This is a genomic window from Pseudomonas sp. CFBP13509 (assembly GCF_005233485.1).
GTDB classification, from domain to species: domain Bacteria; phylum Pseudomonadota; class Gammaproteobacteria; order Pseudomonadales; family Pseudomonadaceae; genus Aquipseudomonas; species Aquipseudomonas marginalis.
The window spans coordinates 122,302-145,869 of record NZ_QGAA01000010.1; the positions used below are offsets into that span (position 1 = coordinate 122,302).

Here is a 23,568-nt window from a genome sequence, read left to right on the forward strand (position 1 = left end):
AACAAATAGGTAATATGAGTCCAGCCCCCTCCCACATTTGATCTGCATCATTTTCGATAGCGAGGTCTCAGCGGTTGAGCGGTGCCACAAAGCGACTGTCGGCGGCGCTGTAGATCCACGGCTCGTCCACATCCGAAACCTTGAAGCGCACTGTCTGCGAACTGCTCGCCGGCTTGTCGGCCAGCAATGCCACCGAAACCGGCACATCGACGATTTCCCCCGGTGCCAGGCTGATCTCGGTCTTGCCTTGCAGTTGGAAACCCTCTGCATCCAGCAGCTCCACCCGGTATTCCTGGCGCTGCTGTGTCTTGTTGATGACCTTGAGGCTGTAGATGTTTTCGATCTGGCCCTGGGCGTTCTCGCGGAACATGCCACGGTCCTTGGTCACGTCCAGCGACACCATTGGCCGCTCCACCAATGCCACCACCAACGCCGCAATCATCACCAGCAGCACCGCACTGTAGCCGATCAGGCGCGGCCTGAGCAGGTGGGTCTTGCCGCCTTGGAGTTGATGCTCGGAGGTGTAGCTCACCAAGCCCCGCGCATAGCCCATCTTGTCCATGATCGAATCGCAGGCGTCGATGCACGCCGCGCAGCCGATGCACTCCATTTGCAGGCCGTCGCGGATGTCGATGCCGGTGGGGCAGACCTGCACGCACAGCTGGCAGTCAATACAGTCGCCCAGGCCGACAGCGGCCGGCGTGACCTCGCGTTTACGCGGGCCGCGATGCTCGCCACGGGCGCTATCGTAGGAAATGGTCAGGGTGTCTTTATCGAACATCACGCTCTGGAACCGCGCATACGGACACATATGCATGCACACCGCTTCACGCAGCCAGCCGGCGTTGATGTAGGTGGCGGCGGTAAAGAACAGCACCCAGAAGAGACTCACGCCCCCCATTTGCCAGGTCAGCAGTTCGGCGGCCAGGGGGCGGATCGGCGTGAAGTAGCCGACAAAGGTCAGCCCGGTGAGCACGCTGATGCCCAGCCACAACGTGTGTTTGGCCGAGCGTCGCGCGAGTTTGTTCAGGCTCCAGGGCGCCGCTTGCAGCTTGATACGCTGGTTGCGCTCGCCCTCGGTGAGCTTTTCGCACCACATGAACAGCCAGGTAAACGAGCTTTGCGGGCAGGTGTAGCCACACCACACGCGGCCGGCGAACACCGTAATCGCAAACAGGCCGAAGGCACAGATGATCAGCAAAGCCGATAACAGGATGAAGTCCTGGGGCCAGAAGGTGGCGCCGAAAATATGGAATTTACTCTCGGCCAAATCCCACAGCACGGCTTGCCGCCCACCCCAGTTCAGCCACACCGTGCCGAAGAACGCCAGGAACAGAAAGCCCGCGCCAGCCACGCGCAAGGTGCGGAACAGGCCGGTGAAACTGCGGGTATGGATCAGGTTGTCGCTGGATTTGGCCTTCACCTTCTTTGGGTGGATCGGCTCCAAGGTTTCCACGGTTGGGATTCGTTCGCTCATGGTCGTTCGCTCATCAGCCTCCATCAGGCCGATGAACTATGCGCGCCGGTCTGTTTTCATAACAGGCTCAGGTATGGCGATAAAAAGCGGATCAGATGGGCTTTGGCCATGGGCCTGCGTCAATGTGCTGCACCCCATGGCGCTGGAGGTGCAGCTAGATCTGGCGCGTGCTGATACAGATCAATTAAATCAGCGAACCAGGTTCTTCAGCCTTTACATGTTGGCGCCCATCATGGGCACCTGCCACCGTCAGGGCGTCGGCCTCGGCTTCGGTGATATAGATCCGCTCGGCGGCCAGTTCCACGTACGACATGGATTTGTCGGTGTCGGTAACGATATGGACGCGGGTCGCCGGCACGCTCTGTTCCTGGCCATTGTCATCGAGCATGAAGTAGCACAGTTGGTTTTCGATACGCAGGGGCATGCCGGTCTCCTTTTTCATGGGGTATGAAGGTTAGGGGGCAGCAAGGTGTGTGGGTTCAAGGCAACTGACTGGCGGTCGCCGCTGTCCATCCTTTATCCATAAATAAAGGACAGCATCCATGGACGCCTGGTGGCACGAAGTGTGGCAAACCCTGCAGGCCGAATTCGCCGACCTTGGCGACGCGAAACAGCTCACTCAAATCACTGTTCGCCTGCTGATCGCAGCGCTGTTGGGCGGCATCCTCGGGTTTGAGCGCGAGCACAAGGGCAAGGCTGCCGGTGTGCGCACCCATATGCTGGTGGCAATGGGCGCCGCATTGTTTGTGCTGGTACCGCAGATGTCTGGCAACCAGGCGGATGCCATGAGTCGTGTGGTCCAGGGGGTGATCGCGGGGATTGGTTTCCTCGGCGCAGGGACGATCCTCAAGGGCAAGGAAGATGAAGAGGGCCAGCACGTCAAAGGCCTGACCACCGCTGCCGGGTTATGGATGACCGCCGCCATTGGGGTGGCGGCGGGAATGGGCCGCGAGTCGACGGCGGTGTTGAGTACCTTGCTGGCCCTGGCGGTGTTCAGCGTGATGCCAAGGATCGTCAAGCTGTTGGACAAGGAGACCTGACTTAATAAGGGACCTTCATGTTGACGCTGTAGGTTTCAGGACCGTGTTGGCGTTCGGCGGGCACTCGTTCTGTGCGTAAAGAGTCGAGCCTGTGCATGTTCAACAGACTACCAAACCCAGTCAAGAACCCAGCCATACGTCCCATTGCTGAATGGTTCTTGCCAAGGGTCTCCACATCGTCTTTCGACTTATGATAAGCGTTCAGCAGATCTGCGGTGTCACTGCCAGAATATGCTTTCATCAAGTTTTCAAGCCCTTTCAACCTGAGCTCCTTGATCAGGGTTTCTTCCGCATCACGCCTGGCGGATTCCAGGTTGGTGCTGATCATGTCCGGATTTAACTGTTTACCGAGCGCTTCGAGGGTTTTGGCGTTCGCTTCAGCATTCTCACCGTGCAACATCAACCGGATGTTGTCTTCAGTCAACAGTCTGCGGACTTTGTCAAGCTGTGTGCGGGAATGAAAGGAGTTCGGGGCGTGCAGAATACAGTGGATGTTGTGCTGGGATAACAGCGAGTTCAGCTCAGCCAGAGGCGTTGCATCGGTGTGCGCCGGAGTGACGGGGGTGGACGGTACGTAGTTCGGGGTCAGCTGAGGAGGGATGGTCGACATATATAACCTCACGAAGAATGGACTGAAACGCCTTATCCCAAAGGGTGGGGGGAGCATTTCGCGAGGTCAGTATATAAAGCTGGGCTTAAGCAATATTTTCTTAATAGCGAAGGAAATTTCGGTTTTTCATGAGGTCCGCTCGAAGGACGATATCTTGTTTTCGAGCGAGCCTCCCGTCGCCGTCAGCTGGTTCTTACAATTACCGGTGGCATTGTCGTTGGTGGTTCTTCCACCGCTGGCGGTTGGGTTTCCGGCGGTTCCTTCTCGGGAATCGGCTCCGGCTCCGTGGGGGGCAAGGTCGGGTTGTCGATATTCGGGTCCGGGGTTTCAGCCGGGATAGGGATATTCATCGGTGTGGCCTCCTTTGTGCTTTGCTCCATCCACCGGGGCCAATTGATTCCCCGCCCAATGGCGGAACATCCAGCTGAACTTTTAACCTTGGCCCAGGCTCGGACCTATAGCGGCCCTGCTCAGGGAGAGCGCTGCCGTATCGGAATTCGGATCAAGCAAAGAGCGTCCACAGGGCGTAAGGGGAAGATGCTCGATGACTGCTGAAACACTGGCTCCAGAAGACTCCATATTGCCGCTGTCCCAGGCGCTGTTGCTGCCCAGGATCGCGATCGAAAGCACTTCACCCGTGATCGACGGCGGCGAATTTGCCGTCAAGGCTGTGGTGGGCCAGCGGGTCAACGTCACCAGCAAGGTATTCGCCGATGGCCACGACAAGCTGGCCGTATTGATCCGTTGGCGCCCGCTGCATGACGAAAGCTGGCACAGCGTGGTCATGAACGACGTGGGCAACAATGGCTGGGAAGGGGCGTTTACCGTCACCGTCCAGGGCCCTCACGAATACTGCATCGAGGCCTGGATCGATACCTACGCCAGCTTCTGCTATGAACTGCGCAAAAAACATGAAGCCGGGGTGCCGGTCAGCCTGGAGTTGCAGGAAGGCCGCAGCCTGGTGCTGCAGGCCGCCGAACGCAGCGACAACGAACTGCGTGACCGCCTGATGCTGTTGCACCACGAACTCTCCGGTTTGCTGGAAACCGAGCAGGTCGCGCTGTTTTTGCACGAAGACAGTGCACACCTGATGACCCAGGCCGACCACCGCGCCTACTTGAGCATCAGCACCGTCTACCCGATTGATGTGGAGCGCGAGGCGGCGCAATTTGCCAGTTGGTACGAGCTGTTTCCCCGTTCGATCACCGACGATCCGGCCCGCCACGGTACGTTCAACGACGTGCACTCGCGCCTGTCGATGATCCATGACATGGGGTTCGACGTGCTGTACTTCCCGCCGATCCACCCGATCGGGCGCAGCCACCGCAAAGGCAAGAACAATTCCCTGACCGCAGGCCCCGATGATCCGGGCAGCCCCTATGCCATCGGCAGCGAGGACGGCGGCCACGAGGCCATCCACCCGCAGTTGGGCAGCCGCGAAGACTTCCGTCGCCTGGTCAAGGCCGCCGCCGAGCATGGCCTGGAGATCGCCCTGGATTTCGCCATCCAGTGCTCCCAGGACCACCCGTGGCTCAAAGAGCACCCGGGCTGGTTCAACTGGCGCCCGGACGGCACGATCAAATATGCCGAGAACCCGCCAAAGAAGTACCAGGACATCGTCAACGTCGACTTCTATGCCGCGGATGCGATCCCAGGCCTGTGGACTGAACTGCGCGACATCGTGGTGGGCTGGGTGGAAGAGGGCGTGAAGACCTTTCGCGTCGACAACCCCCACACCAAGCCGCTGCCCTTTTGGCAGTGGCTGATCGCCGATGTACGGGCAAAGCATCCCGAGGTGATCTTCCTCGCCGAAGCCTTCACCACCCCGGCGATGATGGCGCGCCTGGGCAAGGTCGGTTACTCCCAGAGCTACACCTACTTCACCTGGCGCAACACCAAGGCCGAACTGGCCGAATACCTGGCGCAATTGAACGAGTCGCCGTGGCGCGAATGCTACCGGCCGAATTTTTTCGTCAATACACCGGATATCAACCCAGGGTTCCTGCATGAATCCGGGCGCCCGGGCTTTTTGATCCGCGCCGCGCTGGCCACCATGGGCTCGGGCCTGTGGGGCATGTATTCGGGCTTTGAGCTATGTGAAGCGGCACCGGTGCCGGGCAAAGAGGAATACCTGGACTCGGAGAAATACGAGATTCGCCCTCGGGACTTCACCGCACCCGGCAATATCATCGCCGAGATCGCCCAGCTCAACCGCATCCGCCGCCAAAACCCGGCCTTGCAGACCCACCTGGGCCTGAAGCTCTACAACGCCTGGAACGACAATATCCTGTACTTCGGCAAGCGCAGCGAGGACGGCAGCAACTTCATCCTCGTAGCCGTCAACCTCGATCCGTTCAATGCCCAGGAGGCCCACTTTGAGTTGCCGTTGTGGGAATTGGGCCTGCCGGACGATGCGCAGACCCAGGGCGAAGACCTGATGAACGGCCACCGCTGGACCTGGTATGGCAAGACCCAGTGGACGCGGCTGGAGCCGCAGATGCCGTTCGGGATCTGGCGCATCAGCACCTCCTGAGCCTGGTGAAGAGCAACATGTGGGAGGGGGCAAACCCCTCCCACATTGACCCGGTTCAGTCTGCACGATTTTTCGAGTATTTCAGGAGTTTCCAATGGCGAAGAAACCCAAGGCTGCCACCTTCATCAAAGACCCGCTCTGGTACAAGGACGCAGTGATCTACCAGGTTCACGTCAAATCCTATTTCGACTCCAACAACGACGGCATCGGTGATTTTCCCGGCCTGATCGCCAAGCTCGACTACATCGCCGACCTGGGTGTCAACACCATCTGGCTGCTGCCGTTCTACCCCTCGCCACGCCGCGATGACGGCTATGACATTGCCGAATACCGGGGCGTGCACAGCGACTACGGAACCATGGCCGATGCCCGGCGCTTTATCGCCGAAGCCCACAAACGCGGGTTGCGGGTCATCACTGAACTGGTGATCAACCATACCTCCGATCAGCACCCGTGGTTCCAGAGGGCACGCAAGGCCAAGCCGGGCTCGGCGGCGCGGGACTTCTACGTGTGGTCCGATGACGACCAGAAATACGACGGCACCCGCATCATTTTCCTCGACACCGAAAAGTCCAACTGGACATGGGACCCGGTCGCCGGCCAGTACTTCTGGCACCGTTTTTATTCCCACCAGCCGGACCTCAATTTCGACAACCCGCAGGTGATGAAAGCCGTGCTGTCGGTGATGCGCTACTGGCTGGACATGGGCATCGACGGCCTGCGCCTGGACGCCATCCCTTACCTGATCGAGCGCGATGGCACCAACAACGAAAACCTGCCGGAAACCCACGACGTCCTCAAGCAGATCCGCGCCGAGATCGACGCCCATTACCCCGACCGCATGCTGCTCGCCGAGGCCAACCAGTGGCCGGAAGACACGCAGCTGTATTTCGGCGACCGCAAGGGCGATGACGGCGATGAGTGCCACATGGCGTTCCACTTCCCGCTGATGCCGCGCATGTACATGGCGCTGGCCCAGGAGGATCGCTTCCCGATCACCGATATCCTGCGCCAGACCCCGGAGATCCCCGCCAACTGCCAATGGGCGATCTTCCTGCGCAACCACGACGAACTGACCCTGGAAATGGTCACCGATAAAGAGCGCGACTACCTGTGGAACTACTACGCTGCTGACCGCCGCGCACGCATCAACCTGGGCATTCGCCGGCGCCTGGCGCCCTTGATGGAGCGCGACCGCCGCCGTGTGGAGTTGCTCAACAGCCTGCTGCTGTCGATGCCCGGCACGCCGACCCTGTATTACGGCGACGAAATCGGCATGGGCGACAATATCTACCTCGGCGACCGCGATGGCGTGCGCACGCCGATGCAATGGTCCATTGACCGCAACGGCGGTTTCTCCCGCGCCGACCCGGCCAGCCTGGTGCTGCCACCGATCATGGATCCGCAATACGGCTATCTGTCGGTCAACGTCGAAACCCAGGCCCAGGACCCGCACTCACTGTTGAACTGGACCCGCCGCATGCTGGCGGTGCGCAAGCAGTCCAAGGCGTTTGGGCGCGGCAGCCTGAAAATGCTCTCGCCAAGCAATCGCCGCATCCTGGCGTATACCCGCGAATTCACCGGCGAAGACGGGCGCAACGAAATCATCCTGTGTGTGGCCAACGTCTCGCGCAGCGCCCAGGCGGCCGAGCTGGACCTGTCGGCCTTTGCTGGCATGGTCCCGGTGGAGATGCTCGGCGGCAATGCGTTCCCGCCCATCGGCCAACTGAATTTCCTGCTGACCCTGGCGCCGTATGGCTTCTATTGGTTCGTGCTGGCGGCGGAAAACCAGATGCCCAGCTGGCACGTGGAGCCGGCGCAAAGCATGCCGGACTTCACCACCCTGGTATTGAAAAAACGCATGGAAGAGCTGCTCGACGAACCGTGTCGCACCGCCCTCGAACAGACCTCGCTGCCCGCCTGGCTGCCCAAGCGCCGTTGGTTTGCCGGCAAGGACACCGCCATCGACAGCGTGCGCATCGCCTACGGTGTGCGCTTTGGCGACCCCCAGCACCCGGTCTTGCTCAGCGAGCTTGAGGTGACCGCCGGTGGCCAGGTCAGCCGTTATCAGCTGCCGTTCGGTTTTCTTGGCGAAGACCAGTTCACCAGCGCCTTGCCGCAACAGTTGGCCCTGGCCCGGGTACGGCGGGTGCGTCAGGTCGGCCTGGTGACGGACGCCTTCAGCCTGGAGCACTTTATCCGCGCGGTGATCCAAGGCCTGCAGGCCGGTACCGTGTTAAACGGCAGCGACGGCGACCTGCGTTTTGAAGCCACGCCACACTTGGACACGCTGCAACTGACGGACGAGTCGCCGGTACGTTACTTGTCTGCCGAGCAGTCCAACAGCTCGGTGGTGGTGGGCGAGAGCCTGGTGCTCAAGCTGATCCGCAAAGTCAGCGCCGGGGTGCACCCGGAGCTGGAAATGAGCGCGTACCTGACGCAGGCGGGTTACCCGAATATCTCGCCGCTGATGGGTTCGGTGATTCGCCATGATGGCGCAGGCGAGGACAACCTGCTGATGATCGCCCAGGGCTACTTGAGCAACCAGGGTGACGCATGGAGCTGGACCCAGAACAACCTGGAACGTGCCATCCGCGATGAACTGGCCGAGGCCATCTCCGAACAGGAACAGCATTACAACGCATTGGGCGAGCTGGCGGACTTCGCCGGGCTGCTCGGCCAGCGCCTGGGTGAAATGCACGGGGTACTGGGTGCCAACACGACCAATAAGGACTTCAAGCCCGAACCGACCAGCGCCAAGGATACCCAAGCCTGGGCCAAGGACGTTGGGGCGCAGATCGACCGTGCATTGCAATTGCTCAAGCTGCATCAAAGCCAATTGAACCCTGCCGATCAGGCGCTGGTCAGTGAATTGCTGGCGCAGAAAAAAGCCATCGGCGCGCATGTCCAGGCGCTGGCGAAAGCCACCTTGGGCGGGCTGCGCATTCGGGTTCATGGTGACTTGCACCTGGGCCAGGTGCTGGTGGTGAAGGGCGATGCCTACCTGATCGACTTTGAAGGCGAACCGGCGCGGCCGCTGCATGAACGGCGCGGCAAGCACAGCCCGTATAAAGATGTGAGCGGCGTGTTGCGCTCCTTTGACTACGCGGCGGCCATGGCCTTGAACGTACAAGGGGTGGATCACTCGCCCGCAGCGGACCAGGCGCGCAGGCGCGTGACCGATCGCTACCTGAAAGAGGCCCGCCAGGCATTTATCCAGGCTTATCAGGCCGCTGCGTCTACACTGGCGCATGACTGGCAGGATGCCAAGGGCCAGGACGCCGCGCTGACGTTGTTCAGCCTGGAGAAGGCCGCGTATGAGGTAGCGTACGAAGCGGAAAACCGCCCGACCTGGTTGCCGGTGCCCCTACGGGGCTTGCACGGGTTGTTGAGCGGGATTACATCTAAATCGAACACTGCACGCGGTGGGGAGACGTCATGAGCTTTACGAATAAAGAACCGCTGCAACCGAAGTTGACAGCCATGCCGGCGTCCAAGGACGTCGAAGCGCTGGTGCGCGCCGAGCACCACGACCCGTTTTCCATTCTCGGGCCACACGATGACGAGCAGGGCGGCCAATTTATCCGCGCGTTCCTGCCGGAGGCCTTGAGTGTCCAGGTGCTGAGCCGCGATGGCGGTGAACAGATCGGCAGCCTGGATGCGACCCAGGTGCCGGGCCTGTTCGTCGGGCAGTTCAACACCCGCCAGGCGTACTTGCTGAAAATCCAGTGGGCCGGTGGCGAGCAGATCACCGAAGACCCTTACAGCTTCCAGCAACTGTTGCTGGGGGAGATGGACCTGTACCTGTTCGCCGAAGGCAACCACCGTGACCTCAGCAGTTGCCTGGGGGCCCAGGTGACCAGCGTCGATGGCGTAGACGGCGTGCGTTTTGCCGTGTGGGCGCCGAATGCGCGGCGGGTCTCGGTGGTGGGGGACTTCAATATCTGGGACGGCCGCCGCCACCCGATGCGCCTGCGGCATCCGTCGGGCGTGTGGGAGATCTTCATTCCCCGCCTGCAACCTGGCGCCGCCTACAAGTACGAAATCCTCGGCGCCCACGGGATTCTGCCGCTCAAGGCCGACCCGATGGCGCTGGCGACCCAGTTGCCACCCGATACCGCCTCGAAAGTCGCCGCGCCGTTGCAGGTGGACTGGCAGGACCATGAGTGGATGCAAGCGCGGGTCGAGCGACAGAAGGCCACGGCGCCGCTGTCGATCTACGAGTTGCATGTGGGCTCCTGGCAGTGCGAGCTGGACGAGGCCGGCGAAGTAGCGCGCCAATACACCTGGCGCGAGCTGGCCGAGCGGTTGGTGCCGTATGTGCAGCAACTGGGCTTCACCCACGTCGAATTGATGCCGATCATGGAACACCCGTTCGGCGGTTCGTGGGGTTACCAGGCGCTTTCACAGTTCGCACCGACGGCGCGTTTTGGCTCGCCGGAGGACTTCGCCTATTTCATCAACGCGCTCCATCAGGCCGATATCGGCGTGATCCTCGACTGGGTGCCGGCGCATTTCCCCACCGACACCCACGGCCTGGCGCAATTCGACGGCACTGCGTTGTATGAATACGCCAACCCGCTGGAAGGCTTCCACCAGGACTGGGACACGCTGATCTACAACCTGGGCCGCACTGAGGTCCACGGCTTCATGCTGGCCTCGGCACTGCATTGGCTCAAACATTTCCACATTGACGGGCTGCGCGTGGACGCTGTGGCGTCAATGTTGTACCGCGACTATTCGCGCAAGGCCGGCGAATGGGTGCCCAACCGCCATGGCGGGCGCGAGAACCTGGAAGCCATCGACTTCCTGCGCCACTTGAACGACGTGGTGGCACTGGAAGCGCCCGGCGCCCTGGTGATCGCCGAAGAGTCCACCGCCTGGCCCGGCGTCAGCCAGCCCACCCAACAGGGCGGCCTGGGCTTCAACTACAAGTGGAACATGGGCTGGATGCACGATTCTTTGCATTACATCCAGCAGGATCCGGTCTATCGCGCCCATCACCATAACGAGCTGAGCTTCGGCCTGGTGTATGCGTGGTCCGAGCGCTTCATCCTGCCGATTTCCCACGATGAAGTGGTGCACGGCAAGCACTCGCTGATCGACAAGATGCCGGGCGACCGTTGGCAGAAGTTTGCCAACCTGCGCGCCTACCTGGCGTTCATGTGGATGCATCCGGGCAAGAAGCTGCTGTTCATGGGCTGCGAATTCGGCCAGTGGCGCGAGTGGAACCACGACCAGCAACTGGACTGGTACTTGCTGCAGTACGCCGAGCACAAAGGCGTGCAAAAGCTGGTGGGTGACTTGAACCGCCTGTATCGCGAAGAGCCGGCCCTGCACGAGCAGGATGATGCGCCTCAGGGGTTCCAGTGGCTGATCGGCGACGACGCGATCAACAGCGTCTACGCCTGGCTACGCTGGAGCAAGGACGGCAAGCCGGTGCTGGTGGTGGCCAATTTCACCCCGGTGCCCCGTGAGGCCTACAAGGTGGGCGTACCGTTCGGTGGGCGTTGGAGCGAGGTGATCAACAGTGACGCCGATACCTACGCGGGTTCCAATTACGGCAATGGCGGTGGCGTGTTCACCGAGGATGAGCCACGCCATGGGCAACCGGTGTCACTGTCGTTGAACCTGCCGCCGTTGGGGGTGCTGATTTTGCGGCCTGACGGGAGTTAAAGGCTCTACCCTGCTGGATTCAGTTGTCCACGCTGGTGGCAGGGTGCCACAATGGCGCCTTTGTCATGGCAGTCGAATCAGGCGAATTTCATGAATGGCCTTGGGCATGGGCGGGATCAGGATTGCTTTATAGAGGCACAGGTGCGAACCGACCGTTTGCACCAGTTGTTTCGCCAGTCATTTGCAGCCATTTTCGGCAGCTACATGGCAGCCGCCATGCTCTGCTGGCTGTGCTGGGAGCGCTTCGATCACACGTTCATGGTGGTGTGGCTGGTGGTGCTGGGCGCGTCGTCGCTGCTGCGGGTCAAGATGTTCCTGGACTGGTTCCGCTGCCCCAACAGCGAACGCACCCCGGATCGCTGGGAGCGCCGCTACTGGGTCACGCTGGTACTGTCCGCGAGCATTTGGGGGGCTGGGGCACTCGCGCTGATGCCCCCCGATGATCGGTTGTCCCAGGCGCTGGTGATGCTGTTCACCGTGGGGATGTCGGTCAGTGCCGTGTCGTGTTATTCGGCCTATCGCTATATGACCCTGGTGTCCATCGGTCTGGTGTTGCTGCCGTGCACCCTGTGGCTGTTGTTCCAGCCGACATCGATGCAAGTGGGTATCGGCATCGCGGTCCTGGTGTTTTCCACGTTTGTGGCCAGTGCCACGCGCAAGTTGTCCGATGCACTGGAGAAAGCCTTTCGCCTGACCCGGCAAATGGAACGGGCCCATAACATCTCGACCCGTGCCGCACAGACCGATGAGCTGACCGGCCTGATGAACCGCCGGGCGTTTTTCGAACATGCGCAATTGCTGTATGCGCAATGCCGTCATAACCAGCAGCCGCTGTGCGTGCTGATGATGGACATGGACCACTTCAAGCAAATCAACGACACCTATGGGCACCAGGCCGGCGATCAGGTCTTGCGCCAGATTGGCGGGGTGATCAGTGCGTCGTTCCGCAAGGCCGATGTGTATGGTCGCTTGGGCGGCGAAGAGTTTGCCGTGTTGTTGCCCAATACGTCGTTGGACACCGCGCGCAATATTGCCGAGGACCTGATCAAGGCTATAGCCGGTTTGGCCGCCGAGCCGGTCAAGGGGCTGTCAGCCAGCCTTGGGGTGGCGTTTACCCATGCCGTGGACGAGGACCTGCACGGCCTGATGAACAGCGCCGACAAAGCGCTGTACCGGGCCAAGGCATTGGGCCGCAACCAAGTGGCCGTGGCGGAGTAGGGCGCTGCTCAATCCTTGTGCATGGCCTTGATCAATACCCGCGAAACCTGCTCGGCAGAGTAAGGCTTGGGCAGGAACTCGAAGCCGTCATAGCCATTATCGGCCAGCTCTTCGCTGTAGCCCGAGGTCAGTATCACCGGCAGGTCCGCTCGACGCTGGCGCATCAGCTTGGCCATGGCGACGCCGGTGATACCGGGCATGACCACGTCGGAGAAGATCACATCGAAGGCCCTCCCATCGTGCCCCGCAAGGGTCAGGGCCTGTTCGGCATCGGTCACCCAGGTGGCCTGGTAGCCCAGGTCTTGAAGAATCTGGCTGGCAAACCGCCCGATCTCCAGATTGTCCTCCACAATCAGCACCCGGCACTGTGATGTGTCGTGGGACGACGCCAGCGTTTCCTCGCAGGGGGGCGGCGCTGCTTCGGCTTCGACCTGGGGCAGATACAAGGTGAATACGCTGCCTTGGCCAGGCGTGCTGGTCACATCGATATTGCCCTCCGACTGCTTGGCGAAGCCGAAAACTTGCGACAGGCCCAGGCCGGTGCCTTTACCCACCGCCTTGGTGGTGAAGAACGGCTCGAAAATGCGTTCGACGGTGTCTTCGGGAATGCCGGGGCCGGTATCGGCGAGCGAAATGGCGACATACGCCTTACCCGACCCGGCATCGCCGCGAATGTGGGGCAACGGCTGTTCCGCGATGACTTTCAGGGTCAGGGTGCCCTGGCCATCCATTGCGTCCCGTGCATTGAGGGCGATGTTGATCAGTGCGGTTTCAAACTGGCTGGCATCGATCCGCGCAAAACACGGCTGCGAAGGCATCTCGACGCGTACATGAATGCGCGCGCCTGTGACGCTCTCCAGCATCTCGCCGATGTTCTGTACGCGCTGGCCCACGTCGAAGACTTCCGGGTTCAGCGGTTGGCGACGGGCAAAGGCGAGCAATTGGCTGGTCAGCTTGCTGGCCCGCTCTACGGTATCCGCCACTGCGCCCATATAGCGCTGGCGACGCTGTTCCGACAGGTCTGGCTGACGCAGGAAGTCCACCGATGAGCGGATGATGGTCAGCAGGTTGTTGAAGTCATGGGCCACGCCGCCGGTGAGTTGGCCGATGGCTTCGAGTTTCTGCGACTGGCGCAGCGCGGCTTCGGCCTTGGCCAGCGCCAGGGTGCGCTCTTCGACGCGCTGTTCCAGGGTGGTGTTCAGTTCGGCATAGGCCGCCAGGCCCTTGCGCACATCGGCATCGGCACGCACGCGCTCGATATGCGCCCAGGAGCGCTCGGTGACTTCCCGCAACAGGGCCAGGTCGTAGGGTGACCAGGCGCGTGGGTTTTTGTCATGGACGGCCATCAGGGCGGTCAGGCGACCGTTTTTGATCAGCGGCATGCAGATCGTCGCCGTCACCCCAAGGGCCTGGAAGGTGGCGGACTCTGCGGGTGGCAACTCGCGCAGATTGTCGTGGATCACCAGGGGCTCGCCGGCGCGCAGGCATTTGACGGCCATCTCGCCGAACGCCGCCAGGCTGTAGCGGCCGATGATGCTGGGCGAGCCGGGCGCGGTCCAATTGTCACGAATGGTAAAGCCGTCTTCATCGGCGTCCATGTCGGCGTAGGCGCAATTGCTCACCTGCAGGTGCTCGGCCAGCAAGCGGGTGGTGCTGGTCATGATGGCTTCGGCATCGACGGCGTTGACCACCGCGTTGCCGATGGCGTCCAGCACCGCCAGGCGGCGTGCCAGGAACACCGTGGAGGTGGTCTCGGTGACGGTGTCGAGCATGCCGACCACCTTGCCTTGGGGATCGCGGATCGGGCTGTAGCAGAAGGTGAAGTACGCCTGCTCCCGCCTCGGGCCGCGTTCAATCACCAGGGGAAAGTTTTCGATATAGGTGGCGTGGCCCTCGAAGGCGGCGTTGGCGATGGGGCTGACGTCATCCCACACCTCGGCCCACACTTCGTTGAACGGGCGCCCCAACGCGTAGGGCTTGCTGCCCAGGATCGGGATAAACGCATCGTTGTAGAGCGTGATCAGCTGCGGGCCCCAGACAATCGCCTGGGGAAAGCTGGAGGCGAAGCACAGCGCCACGGTGGTCTTTAACACGTCCGGCCACTGTTCCAGCGGTCCTAGGGGCGTATTGGCCCAATCATGCTGACGTACTTGCTCAGCCATGTCGCTGCTGCTTTGCAGCCAATTCATCATTGGGAGAACACCTTGTATTCCGGAATCTTCAACGCGCCCGCAAGGATGTGGCGTAAAGCTACAGACCTGTCTGGTCGCTGCCAGTTCAGCACGATTATCCGCTAGATGGCATTTTGATGCTGTATTCGTTTGAAACAGCGAAGGCCGGGGGGCGGGCGATTGCCCAACCCTTACTGCGTGCCGAATAAAGCGGTCCAGTAGATGCCCGCGTCACTCTTCGGGTCCATGGCATAGGCCGAGCCCAATTCGCGAAACTGCGGGTTCATCAGGTTGGCGCAATGACCTGGGCTGGCGAGCCAGCCGTCGACCACCTTGCGCGGGGTGTCCAGGCCGGCGGCGATGTTTTCGCCGATGTTCTTCGCGATATACCCGGCCAGTTCCGCGCGGTCGCCAGGCGTGCGGCCGTCGTGGTCCAGGTGGTCGAAGAAATTGCCGTTGGCCATGTTGCGCGTGTGGCTGTTGGCGGCCCCGGCCAGCGCCTCGTTCCACGACAATGGCGTGGTCGCGGTAAACGCCTGGGTACCGCACTGGCGCGGTTGCGTGCGGGCGGCATTGATCAGGTCGAGCAGCTTGCGGCCTTCGGTTTGCCAATCGCCCAGGCCGCTGGACAGCAACGGGCGGGCCAGCACGATGCGCCAGTCCTGGCCGCTGTTGCTCACGCCGATGTCGACGAATTGCGGGTCCAGCACCACCCGGCAGAAACTCTCGCGCACGGCTTTCATGGCTGCCTGGGCGTCCTTGGGCCCGGACAGGCTGATCGCCTGCACATTGACCATCGGGTACGCGGCACGGGCCAGGGCCTGCTGCAGGTCGCCGACGTTATTGGCCGGCAGCACCAGCCGTGTATCGTTGGCCAACGGTGGCAGTTCCTGGGAACCCTGGTCGCCGCAGCGCTGCACCTGGCTGCGGTACTCGTTGATCTGTTGCACCAACTGACTTTCTTCATTCGCCATCGCGCTGGCGCAGAACACCGTACTGGCGGCCAGCGTCGTAAGACCCATCATCAATGACAGAACGCGCATGGACGTTACCCTTGAGCTTGAAAGTGCCCATGATGCGCGATGTAACCCCGTCTGGCGCAACGCCTTTTTTGTTTTTTTGCCTCAACGGGTATTCTGTGGGGCATTCACGGCGCGGATACGGCCCGTTGCCATCGCGGTGGCCAGCAGGATCAAGCCCACGGCGACGGTGAAAGTCGCATGCAGGCCGCTGGTCACGGATTGCGCGTTGGCGCGGGTGACATCCGGGGTCGCCCAGGCGAACACCGCCCCCAGGGCCGAGGTACCGAAGATCAGCCCGATATTGCGTGACAGGTTGAGCAAGCCTGCGACCGTACCTCGGCGCGCACCGTCTACATCGCACATCACCGCAGTGTTGTTGGCGGCCTGGAACAGACTATAGCCCGTCGTCAGAATCACCAGCCCCCCAAGGTAGGCGATCAATCCCGAGGCCAACGACAACAGTAATGCGCCGCAAAACAGGATGCCCAACCCGGCGAAAGTCATAAGGCGCCAGCCCTGGCGGTCGGTGAGGCGCCCCGCCGGTACACCGCTGAGCGCCGCGACACAGGGCCCGACGGCCATGGCCAGGCCCATCCATTGCGGGTCCAGCCCCAGCCCCTTGGACAGGTAGAAAGGGCCGACCACAAAGGTTGCCATGATCACCGCCGCTACTAACGCACTCATCGCGAGACTCGTGCGCAAGGGTGCTTCCTTCAACGGTGACCAGACGCTGGAAGGTGAGCCTGCTTGGCGTCGATCAACCGGCAAGTAGCGCCACGCGAGGCTGGCCGTGAGTAATCCCAAGGGCATGCCCACCAGAAACAGCGCGCGCCACCCCCATACACTGAGCAATAACCCGCCAGCGGCGGGGCCCATGGCGGTACCGACGGCTGACATCGTGCCCAGCAGGCCCATCACCCGGCCGATGCGTTCCTTGGGCACCGTGTCGCCGACCATCCCCAGCGCCATGGCCATCATGCTCGCCGCGCCCAAGCCCTGCAGGAGGCGTGCGGCAATCAGCCAGCCCAGCGAGGGCGCGCCCGCACACAGCCCACTGCCCAGCGCAAACAACAGCAGCCCGGCGAGCAACAGCCGGCGACGGCCCAGGCGATCGCCCATTCGGCCGGCCATGACAATCACCGCCGTGATCGCCATCAGGTAGGCCAGCACCACCCACTGCACGGCATGAAACGACGCATCGAATGCCTGTACCAGGCTGGGCAGGCCGACATTGGCGATGCTGGTGCCGAGGGCGGCGAGCAACATGGACAGCGACAGGCTGGCAAGGCCGCCGCGTGAAGACGTATGCATGGAAGATTCCTTGGGTGGACGCAACTGTCACAAATCTACGGCCTGGCCTAACATGGCGGAAGACGCAGGGTTTGCAGTTAATACCTGCGTCAAACGCCTGCTAAGGAGCGCCCATGCCCGACTTTAATCTGCTGATTACCCTGGATGTCTTGCTGGCCGAAGGCAGTGTCGCCCGAGCGGCCAAACGCTTGCAGTTGAGCCCCTCGGCCATGAGCCGGGCGCTGGCGCGCTTGCGCGAGACCACCGGCGATCCGCTGTTGGTCCGCGCCGGGCGCGGGCTGGTGCCGACGCCGCGGGCGCAGGCATTGCGTGAGCAGGTCAGCCGCCTGGTGCAGGACGCCCATGCGGTGCTGCGCCCGGCACACGCCCTGGACCTGGCCCAGGTGGAGCGCACGTTCACCTTGCGCACCAGTGAAGAGTTCGTCGAAAACTTCGGTCCCGTGTTGCTGGCGCGCATCGCACGGGAGGCGCCCGGTGTACGCCTGCGTTTCGTCAGCAAGACCGACAAGGACAGCACGTTACTGCGCCAAGGCAGCGTCGACCTGGAAACCGGCGTGGTCGACCCTGACGCCAGCCCCGAAGTGCTGACCCAGGCGCTGTTTCGCGACCGTTTGATTGGCGTGGTGCGCAGCGGCCATCCCCTGAGCCAGGGCGACATCAGTGCCGAGCGGTTTGCCCAGGGGCGCCACGTCTACGTCTCGCGGCGCGGGCAGGAGCGCGGCCAGATCGACGATGGGCTTGAAGCCCTGGGCTTGACGCGGCAGATCGGCACCATCGTCGCCGGGTTCGCCACGGCCATCGCCCTGGCCCGCGACACCGACCTGATTGCCTGCGTGCCCGAACGCTACACCGCCCATCAGCGCGAAGGCCTGTACAGCTTTGCGTTGCCGTTGACGCTGGCACCGTTCACCGTGGCGATGCTCTGGCATCCGCGGCTGGATGCCGACCTGGCCCACCGCTGGTTGCGCGGGTGCGTGCGTGAGGTGTGCGGACACTGAACGGCCTGCAACAGGTACAATCGCCGCTGCCTTGACGCGAAACCCCAGGAATCTGCATGTTCAGCCTTACCCGCTACACCACACCGTGCCCCGAGCCCATCAATGCCCAGATCCTGCAGATGGTGGTGGACAACCTCACCGACATCAGCAGCGTCGCACTGCCGCCGAGCAACCTGCTCTACAACATCTACCAATATGCCATCGGCTTTGAGGTGCACCTGTACCTGGAGGCATTGGGCGGGTCGAAGGGGATTGCCGTTGAGTTGATCGTGGCGATGCTCGAGGAGCAGGTGATTGGCTTTTGCCTGTACCTGCCGGTGAAAGATGATCCTGAAGCCTGTGGCATCGCCTTTATGGCGGTACAGGCCGGTTTCCGGCGTCAGGGTGTGGCGCGCGGGATGATGGCGGACGTGGTGGCGCGCTATCCCCATGCCGAGTTGGCATGTGCCGTGGAGAAGGTAGCGGCCTTCGAGGCCATGGGTTTTCAAGTGCGGGGTGCGCGGGGCACCCAGGTGTTGATGAATACCCGGGCCTACGGCACCGATGGCTTGATGGGCGTGTTGGATGTGGCGGCAATCTACAGTTCGCTGGAGGTACGCCAGATCCATACCTACCTGCTGCAAAAACACGGCAAGCGGGCGATGGTGGATGCCGAGAAACAGCGGGACCGGCACCTCGATCAACTGGCACGCAAGGTCCAGCTGTTTGTGGCAGGGCGTTAGCCTGGCCTGCTTGGCTTTTTTGTAGTGCTTCTGTAGTGAGCGGGCTTGCCCCGCGCTGGGCTGCGAAGCGGCCCCAGAAACAGCCCCTGAGCTGCCTGGCACACTGCAGTGCTCTTATTGGGGCTGCTTCGCAGCCCAGCGCGGGGCAAGCCCGCTCACCACAACAAGCCCGCTCACCACAGAAGCTTCTTCAGTCTTCAACGCTGTGCGCGATTGACCATCGCCAGGATGGTTGCCAGTAGTTCCTGTTGCGCTTCTTCCCGGCTGATCTCGCCGCTCGCCGCAGCATCGGACAACGCTTCCGCCGCCCCCAGCATCGCCCGTAATCCTGGCTGTGAAACCTGGCCAAAGGGCGCCAGCGCGGCGCGGCATTTGTCGAGAAAAATCGCCTCATACTTACGCTTGAGCGCTTCCAGCTCCGGCGAGCTGCTCAGTGCGGCAATCACCCCCGGAATTTCCCGGCCCTGCAATAACACGCAATCGACATAGCACGAGGCGATCACCCAGGCACGTTCTTCCAAGGTCGCGCTGCTGGCGTCGAGGACTTCGGCAAACACCTGGGTCTGACGCGCGTCAAAGTCTTCATACAGCGCGGCGAGCAGCCCGGCACGGGTGACGAAGTGGTCGTAGACCACCGGTTTGGTGACGCCGGCCAGTTCCGCCAGGCGGCCCAGGGTCATGGCTTCGGTGCCTTCCTCGCGCACCAGTTGCCAGGCCACCTCCAGTAATTGACGCAGGCGATCTTCACGGGACAGGCGACGACGTGGGGCAGGGGATTCAGGGCTTGACATGCTTATATACCAAAAGTAACTTGTTGGTGTTAACTTACCAAAAGTAGATTAAACCCAAAGGGAGTCAAAGTCATGCACGCACTCATCGTCGTTGCCCATCACGACCCACAATCCCTCACCCACGCCGTGGCCGCGCAGGTGGCTGCCGGGCTGACTGCTGAGGGCCACACCTTCGAAATCGCCGACCTCGCCGCCGAAGGCTTCGACCCGCGCTACACCGCCGCCGACCACCTCGTACACCACACCCGCGCCACGCCCCCGGCCGACGTGCTGGCGGAACAGGCACGCATCGACCGCGCCGATGCCCTGGTGCTGGCGTTCCCGATCTACTGGTGGTCGCTGCCGGGCCTGCTCAAGGGCTGGGTCGACCGCGTGTTCGTCAACGGCTGGGCGATCGATTACGGCCCGGACATGCCCGTGGTGAAAAAACTGCAGCACTTGCACGTGCACCTGTTGGCCCTGGGGGCGGCCGATGAAAGCGCGTTTGACCGACACGGCTACGCCAAGGCGATGCACACGCAGATCGACTACGGGATTTTTGATTACTGTGGAGCGAAAGTGGTGACGTCGGCGTTGTTGCTGGAGTCGGAAGATGGCGCGGCGACCGCGCATCTGCAAACAGCCAGGGCGGTAGGGCAGAAACTGTTCGAGGCCGAGACGGTCGCCGGTTGATTCAACCTTCGCGAAACAGGTCGTGGGCGTCCAGCAGGCGGTAGGCAATTTCCGGATTTTTCTCCAGGCCCCGGCGAATCGCCGCCGGGATCGCTTGCCGGGTCTTGCGGCACATGCCTGGCAGCTCGTCGATGACGATCTGGATGCCGCGCATGCTCTTGACCTCGTTGTGCCCCGGCGCGATATGCACGCGGATGCCCAATAGCTCGTGCATCCGCTGTTGCATGCGCTCCAGGTCTTGCAGGCTTTGCAGGTTTTCCAGGCGCTCGACCAGGCGTTTCTCTTCCTGCCGCGTCAGGCTGAGGATACGCAGGTCCGCGCCGGGGGCTTCCAGCAGTTGTTCACGCTCGCAGACACAGGCACCGGGTGGGCAGGGTTGGCGAATGGTCATGATCCTTACCTCCCCATTCCGACGCCGTTGAGTCAGTCGCTCAACGCGACCCCAAGGCTGCCCAGGGCCTTCCAGTACCCAGGATAGGTCTTGGCCACGCAGTCCGGGTCCTGAATGCGGATTCCCGCGATTTTCAACCCCGCGAGTGCAAAGCACATGGCGATGCGGTGGTCGGCATGGGTGTCGATCAGGGCGTTGCACGACGTGCCGGCCAGCGCCGGGTCGGCCGCGACCAGCAGGTCATCGCCTTCAATGCTGGCGAGGCCCGGACGGATCGCATTGAGGCCGTCATGCAGGGCCTGTACGCGATCGCATTCCTTGACCCGCAGGTTGGCCAGCTCAGTGAAACGCACCGGGGTGTTGTTGAAGGCAGCCAGGACCGCCAGGGTCGGGATCGCGTCCTGCATCTGCGAACCGACCACGGTGGCCTGCATATTCGGGAACTGCGCGATCACGGTCTGGGCCTTGGCGTCTGGTTGGGTGAAGGCCTGGGCGGCCACGCCGATGTCGATGCGGCCACCGGTCAACACTTCGGCAGCCCACAAGTAGGTGGCGGCGGAAGCGTCGGGTTCGATCAGGTAATCATGGGCGGTGTAGCCGGTGGGGGCCACGCGCCAGGTGGTGTCGTCGACCACATCGACCTGGGCGCCGAAGGCCCGCATGCAGTCCAGGGTCAGGTCCACGTAGCCACGGGCACCGATGTCCTTGCCGGTCAGTGCCACTTCAATCGGCGCTTCGCCGCACGCGGCCAGCATCAACAGGGCCGATACATACTGGCTGGACAAGCCGCCGTCGATCTCGAAGCGCTTGGCCTGGACCGTGCCCACGCCGTGCACCGTCACCGGCGGGCAACCGGTCGGGCTGTCGACCTGGATACCGTTCCGGCCGAGGGTGGCCAGCAGCGGGCCGATCGGACGTTTCTGCATATACGCGTCGCCGTCCAGTACCACCGTGCCTTGCACGGTAGCCACGGCGGCTGTCAGGAAGCGCATCGCGGTGCCGGCATTGCCGAGGAACAACGGCTGCGCCGGCAATTGCAGCTTGCCGGTGCCGGTGACCACGAAGGTGGTGTCGTCCGGCTCGTCGATGGTCACGCCCATCTGGCGCAGGGCCACCGACATATGCCGGGTGTCGTCGCTCTTCAAGGCGCCGCTCAGGCGGCTGGTGCCCTTGGCCAGCGCCGCCAGCAGCAGGGCGCGGTTGGTAATGGATTTGGAGCCGGGGGGCGCGACCTTGCCATTCAGGGGGAAGTTGGGCGGTGTAACGGTCACGGTTTTCTGCGAACTCAAGGTGCAAGGCTCCTGATCAAGGCAAGGTGGTACGGAGTGGCCGACGGGCGGACCCGAATAATCGGCCAAAGGTGCGGTGCTTGTCGAGGTCTAGCGCTTGCTCAACCAGTAATCGTGCAGTGCCCGTGCCGCCGGTTCGATAGCGCTGACCCGTTGCTGATGCAGCTTCACATCCAGGTCGGCGGGCAACTCGAAGTTGTCCTGCTCGGCGCACCAGGAGATTTTATCCAGGTTCGCTGCCTGCTCCGCGGGCAACTCAGGCCAATTGCCGATAGCGGCGCCACGGATATAACCAAAGCACCATTCTTCGGCGAGGGTCACGACTTGGTCCTGGTGTTCGGTTTCATCGAAGCGTGCCTTAAAGGCCTTGGCGTCAGTCGCCAGTTGTGCGGCCAGGGTGTTGATATGACGCACGCACAGGTCAAGGAACTGCTGGGCCTCTTCGGCGTTTTCCCACTCCGGGTTCTGCCCGCCCCAGATCGCCGGGAACCACTCGGCGATGTCCACCTGTGCCGGGCTGGACACCAGCGCGGTGAAGTAGCCGTCGAGTTCGGCCAGGTTCAGCACCGAATGGTCGTCGCCGTATTTCAACAGGGTTTCTTCGATGAATTCGAAATCGGCGGGGGCGAGGGGTTGGGCGTGCATGGGCATATCCTTTAAACGTCGAACGCCGCTGATGGGGCGGCTCAAAGCGCGAAGGATGGCGTGTGCCGGGGCTTTTATCCAGCGTCTTTTCCATCGCCGTTGCCAGTCCCGCTTTTGGCCGATGCGCCGTCACGTACCCTTGTTATAGTTCAGGCCTTATCACTCGCCAGCCAGGGATCACTGCCATGTCCGAATATCAAGCTTTCGTCGTCGAACTCAGCGGCAACGTAGCCCATGTGCAGATCAACCGCCCGGAAAAGATCAACGCGATGAACGCCGCGTTCTGGACCGAGATCATCGACATCTTCCAATGGATCGAAGACACCGACGCCGTACGCGCCGTGGTGCTCAGCGGTGCGGGCAAGCATTTTTCCTCCGGCATCGACCTGATGATGCTGGCCTCGGTGGCCAATGACTTCGGCAAGGATGTGGGCCGCAATGCACGCCTGCTGCGGCGCAAGATCCTCGAGCTGCAAGCCTCGTTCAATGCCGTCGACAACTGCCGCAAGCCGGTACTGGCAGCGATCCAGGGTTACTGCATCGGTGGCGCCATCGACCTGATCAGCGCCTGCGACATGCGCTACGCGGCTGAAGACGCGCAATTCTCGATCAAGGAAATCGACATCGGCATGGCCGCCGACGTCGGCACCCTGCAACGCCTGCCACGCATCATCGGCGACGGCATGCTGCGTGAGCTGGCCTACACCGGCCGCCCGTTCGGTGCCGAGGAGGCGCGCAGCATCGGCCTGGTCAATCGCGTGTATGCCGACCAGGAAAGCCTGTTGGCCGGCGTGTTCGAGATCGCCCATGAAATCGCGGCCAAATCGCCGATTGCGGTCACTGGCACCAAAGCCATGATCAGCTACATGCGTGACCATACGGTCAATGACGGTCTGGAATACGTTGCCACCTGGAACTCGGCTATGTTGCAATCCAACGACCTGCGCGTGGCCATCGCGGCCCATATGAGCAAGCAGAAACCCGAATTCGTGGATTGACTGA

General features: G+C 62.1%; 20 protein-coding genes. 9 read left to right on the plus strand and 11 right to left on the minus strand.

All coding sequences use genetic code 11. The features are described 5' to 3' along the window. Window positions 1–67: 67 nt before the first annotated feature. Both ccoG and PspCFBP13509_RS18080 read right to left on the minus strand, forming a co-directional pair. A complete protein-coding gene (gene ccoG / locus PspCFBP13509_RS18075; RefSeq protein WP_137212444.1) occupies window positions 68–1,477 on the minus strand; it encodes a cytochrome c oxidase accessory protein CcoG in 1,410 nt (469 codons plus the stop codon). Between the two features lie 184 nt (window positions 1,478–1,661). After that, window positions 1,662–1,901 (minus strand): DUF3203 family protein, encoded by a 240-nt coding sequence (locus PspCFBP13509_RS18080; RefSeq protein WP_027606388.1) that lies wholly within the window; start codon window positions 1,899–1,901, stop codon window positions 1,662–1,664. 118 nt (window positions 1,902–2,019) lie between these two features. Between PspCFBP13509_RS18080 and PspCFBP13509_RS18085 the strand changes: the two genes are divergently transcribed. Next, complete coding sequence (locus tag PspCFBP13509_RS18085) at window positions 2,020–2,517, plus strand: MgtC/SapB family protein (protein ID WP_065927841.1); 498 nt, start codon at window positions 2,020–2,022, stop codon at window positions 2,515–2,517. Between the two features lies 1 nt (window position 2,518). Here PspCFBP13509_RS18085 and PspCFBP13509_RS18090 read toward each other — a convergent pair whose 3' ends face one another. Both PspCFBP13509_RS18090 and PspCFBP13509_RS31525 read right to left on the minus strand, forming a co-directional pair. Next, window positions 2,519–3,127 (minus strand): hypothetical protein, encoded by a 609-nt coding sequence (locus PspCFBP13509_RS18090; protein ID WP_065927840.1) that lies wholly within the window; start codon window positions 3,125–3,127, stop codon window positions 2,519–2,521. A gap of 182 nt (window positions 3,128–3,309) precedes the next feature. Continuing rightward, a complete protein-coding gene (locus tag PspCFBP13509_RS31525; protein ID WP_162844262.1) occupies window positions 3,310–3,477 on the minus strand; it encodes a hypothetical protein in 168 nt (55 codons plus the stop codon). Between the two features lie 194 nt (window positions 3,478–3,671). On the opposite strand from PspCFBP13509_RS31525, the gene PspCFBP13509_RS18095 reads away from it, so the two are divergent. The 4 genes from PspCFBP13509_RS18095 (at window position 3,672) to PspCFBP13509_RS18110 (ending at window position 12,554) form a co-directional block, all read left to right on the plus strand. Further along, entirely contained in the window at window positions 3,672–5,660 is a 1,989-nt protein-coding gene (locus tag PspCFBP13509_RS18095; RefSeq protein WP_065948635.1) for an alpha-1,4-glucan--maltose-1-phosphate maltosyltransferase, read from the plus strand. Window positions 5,661–5,754: 94 nt separating this feature from the next. Beyond that, window positions 5,755–9,102, plus strand: coding sequence for a maltose alpha-D-glucosyltransferase (treS, locus tag PspCFBP13509_RS18100; RefSeq protein ID WP_065948634.1), 3,348 nt, complete (start codon window positions 5,755–5,757; stop codon window positions 9,100–9,102). Next, window positions 9,099–11,336, plus strand: a complete 2,238-nt coding sequence (gene glgB / locus PspCFBP13509_RS18105; RefSeq protein ID WP_065927837.1) for a 1,4-alpha-glucan branching protein GlgB — start codon at window positions 9,099–9,101, stop codon at window positions 11,334–11,336. The genes treS and glgB overlap by 4 nt, the downstream gene beginning before the upstream one ends. Window positions 11,337–11,387: 51 nt before the next feature. Beyond that, the gene (locus PspCFBP13509_RS18110; protein WP_065948632.1) at window positions 11,388–12,554 is read left to right on the plus strand and encodes a GGDEF domain-containing protein; all 1,167 of its coding nucleotides are present in this window, start codon (window positions 11,388–11,390) and stop codon (window positions 12,552–12,554) included. 8 nt (window positions 12,555–12,562) lie between these two features. Here the strand turns inward: PspCFBP13509_RS18110 and PspCFBP13509_RS18115 are convergent, their stop codons facing one another. From PspCFBP13509_RS18115 to PspCFBP13509_RS18125, 3 genes are all read right to left on the minus strand, one after another. Then, the gene (locus PspCFBP13509_RS18115; RefSeq protein ID WP_137212445.1) at window positions 12,563–14,746 is read right to left on the minus strand and encodes a GAF domain-containing protein; all 2,184 of its coding nucleotides are present in this window, start codon (window positions 14,744–14,746) and stop codon (window positions 12,563–12,565) included. Window positions 14,747–14,916: 170 nt separating this feature from the next. After that, a complete protein-coding gene (locus PspCFBP13509_RS18120) occupies window positions 14,917–15,768 on the minus strand; it encodes a CAP domain-containing protein (protein WP_065927834.1) in 852 nt (283 codons plus the stop codon). An 81-nt stretch (window positions 15,769–15,849) separates the two neighbouring features. Then, entirely contained in the window at window positions 15,850–17,058 is a 1,209-nt protein-coding gene (locus PspCFBP13509_RS18125) for an MFS transporter (protein ID WP_065948630.1), read from the minus strand. A 113-nt stretch (window positions 17,059–17,171) separates the two neighbouring features. Between PspCFBP13509_RS18125 and PspCFBP13509_RS18130 the strand changes: the two genes are divergently transcribed. Further along, window positions 17,172–18,056 carry a LysR family transcriptional regulator gene (locus PspCFBP13509_RS18130; RefSeq protein WP_065927832.1) on the plus strand — a complete coding sequence of 295 codons (885 nt, stop codon included), beginning with the start codon at window positions 17,172–17,174 and terminating at the stop codon, window positions 18,054–18,056. 56 nt (window positions 18,057–18,112) lie between these two features. Then, complete coding sequence (locus tag PspCFBP13509_RS18135; protein ID WP_065927831.1) at window positions 18,113–18,778, plus strand: GNAT family N-acetyltransferase; 666 nt, start codon at window positions 18,113–18,115, stop codon at window positions 18,776–18,778. A gap of 197 nt (window positions 18,779–18,975) precedes the next feature. Here the strand turns inward: PspCFBP13509_RS18135 and PspCFBP13509_RS18140 are convergent, their stop codons facing one another. Further along, window positions 18,976–19,569, minus strand: a complete 594-nt coding sequence (locus PspCFBP13509_RS18140) for a TetR/AcrR family transcriptional regulator (RefSeq protein WP_137212446.1) — start codon at window positions 19,567–19,569, stop codon at window positions 18,976–18,978. A gap of 72 nt (window positions 19,570–19,641) precedes the next feature. On the opposite strand from PspCFBP13509_RS18140, the gene PspCFBP13509_RS18145 reads away from it, so the two are divergent. Next, entirely contained in the window at window positions 19,642–20,241 is a 600-nt protein-coding gene (locus tag PspCFBP13509_RS18145) for an NAD(P)H-dependent oxidoreductase (RefSeq protein ID WP_137212447.1), read from the plus strand. A gap of 1 nt (window position 20,242) precedes the next feature. On the opposite strand, the gene PspCFBP13509_RS18150 is transcribed toward PspCFBP13509_RS18145, so the two are convergent. The 3 genes from PspCFBP13509_RS18150 to PspCFBP13509_RS18160 form a co-directional block, all read right to left on the minus strand. Next, window positions 20,243–20,632, minus strand: a complete 390-nt coding sequence (locus PspCFBP13509_RS18150; protein ID WP_074846491.1) for a hypothetical protein — start codon at window positions 20,630–20,632, stop codon at window positions 20,243–20,245. A 32-nt stretch (window positions 20,633–20,664) separates the two neighbouring features. After that, window positions 20,665–21,921 (minus strand): 3-phosphoshikimate 1-carboxyvinyltransferase, encoded by a 1,257-nt coding sequence (aroA, locus tag PspCFBP13509_RS18155; protein WP_137212448.1) that lies wholly within the window; start codon window positions 21,919–21,921, stop codon window positions 20,665–20,667. Between the two features lie 90 nt (window positions 21,922–22,011). After that, a complete protein-coding gene (locus tag PspCFBP13509_RS18160; protein WP_137212449.1) occupies window positions 22,012–22,566 on the minus strand; it encodes a UPF0149 family protein in 555 nt (184 codons plus the stop codon). 185 nt (window positions 22,567–22,751) lie between these two features. Between PspCFBP13509_RS18160 and PspCFBP13509_RS18165 the strand changes: the two genes are divergently transcribed. Beyond that, entirely contained in the window at window positions 22,752–23,564 is an 813-nt protein-coding gene (locus tag PspCFBP13509_RS18165) for a crotonase/enoyl-CoA hydratase family protein (protein ID WP_027606371.1), read from the plus strand. The last annotated feature ends 4 nt before the right edge of the window (window positions 23,565–23,568 follow it).

Coding starts and splice junctions, on each gene's coding strand:
- ccoG (WP_137212444.1), bottom strand. CDS start 1,477: ATGAGCGAACGAATCCCAACCGTGGAAACCTTGGAGCCGATCCACCCA.
- PspCFBP13509_RS18080 (WP_027606388.1), bottom strand. CDS start 1,901: ATGCCCCTGCGTATCGAAAACCAACTGTGCTACTTCATGCTCGATGAC.
- PspCFBP13509_RS18085 (WP_065927841.1), top strand. CDS start 2,020: ATGGACGCCTGGTGGCACGAAGTGTGGCAAACCCTGCAGGCCGAATTC.
- PspCFBP13509_RS18090 (WP_065927840.1), bottom strand. CDS start 3,127: ATGTCGACCATCCCTCCTCAGCTGACCCCGAACTACGTACCGTCCACC.
- PspCFBP13509_RS31525 (WP_162844262.1), bottom strand. CDS start 3,477: ATGAATATCCCTATCCCGGCTGAAACCCCGGACCCGAATATCGACAAC.
- PspCFBP13509_RS18095 (WP_065948635.1), top strand. CDS start 3,672: ATGACTGCTGAAACACTGGCTCCAGAAGACTCCATATTGCCGCTGTCC.
- treS (WP_065948634.1), top strand. CDS start 5,755: ATGGCGAAGAAACCCAAGGCTGCCACCTTCATCAAAGACCCGCTCTGG.
- glgB (WP_065927837.1), top strand. CDS start 9,099: ATGAGCTTTACGAATAAAGAACCGCTGCAACCGAAGTTGACAGCCATG.
- PspCFBP13509_RS18110 (WP_065948632.1), top strand. CDS start 11,388: ATGGCGCCTTTGTCATGGCAGTCGAATCAGGCGAATTTCATGAATGGC.
- PspCFBP13509_RS18115 (WP_137212445.1), bottom strand. CDS start 14,746: ATGATGAATTGGCTGCAAAGCAGCAGCGACATGGCTGAGCAAGTACGT.
- PspCFBP13509_RS18120 (WP_065927834.1), bottom strand. CDS start 15,768: ATGCGCGTTCTGTCATTGATGATGGGTCTTACGACGCTGGCCGCCAGT.
- PspCFBP13509_RS18125 (WP_065948630.1), bottom strand. CDS start 17,058: ATGCATACGTCTTCACGCGGCGGCCTTGCCAGCCTGTCGCTGTCCATG.
- PspCFBP13509_RS18130 (WP_065927832.1), top strand. CDS start 17,172: ATGCCCGACTTTAATCTGCTGATTACCCTGGATGTCTTGCTGGCCGAA.
- PspCFBP13509_RS18135 (WP_065927831.1), top strand. CDS start 18,113: ATGTTCAGCCTTACCCGCTACACCACACCGTGCCCCGAGCCCATCAAT.
- PspCFBP13509_RS18140 (WP_137212446.1), bottom strand. CDS start 19,569: ATGTCAAGCCCTGAATCCCCTGCCCCACGTCGTCGCCTGTCCCGTGAA.
- PspCFBP13509_RS18145 (WP_137212447.1), top strand. CDS start 19,642: ATGCACGCACTCATCGTCGTTGCCCATCACGACCCACAATCCCTCACC.
- PspCFBP13509_RS18150 (WP_074846491.1), bottom strand. CDS start 20,632: ATGACCATTCGCCAACCCTGCCCACCCGGTGCCTGTGTCTGCGAGCGT.
- PspCFBP13509_RS18160 (WP_137212449.1), bottom strand. CDS start 22,566: ATGCACGCCCAACCCCTCGCCCCCGCCGATTTCGAATTCATCGAAGAA.
- PspCFBP13509_RS18165 (WP_027606371.1), top strand. CDS start 22,752: ATGTCCGAATATCAAGCTTTCGTCGTCGAACTCAGCGGCAACGTAGCC.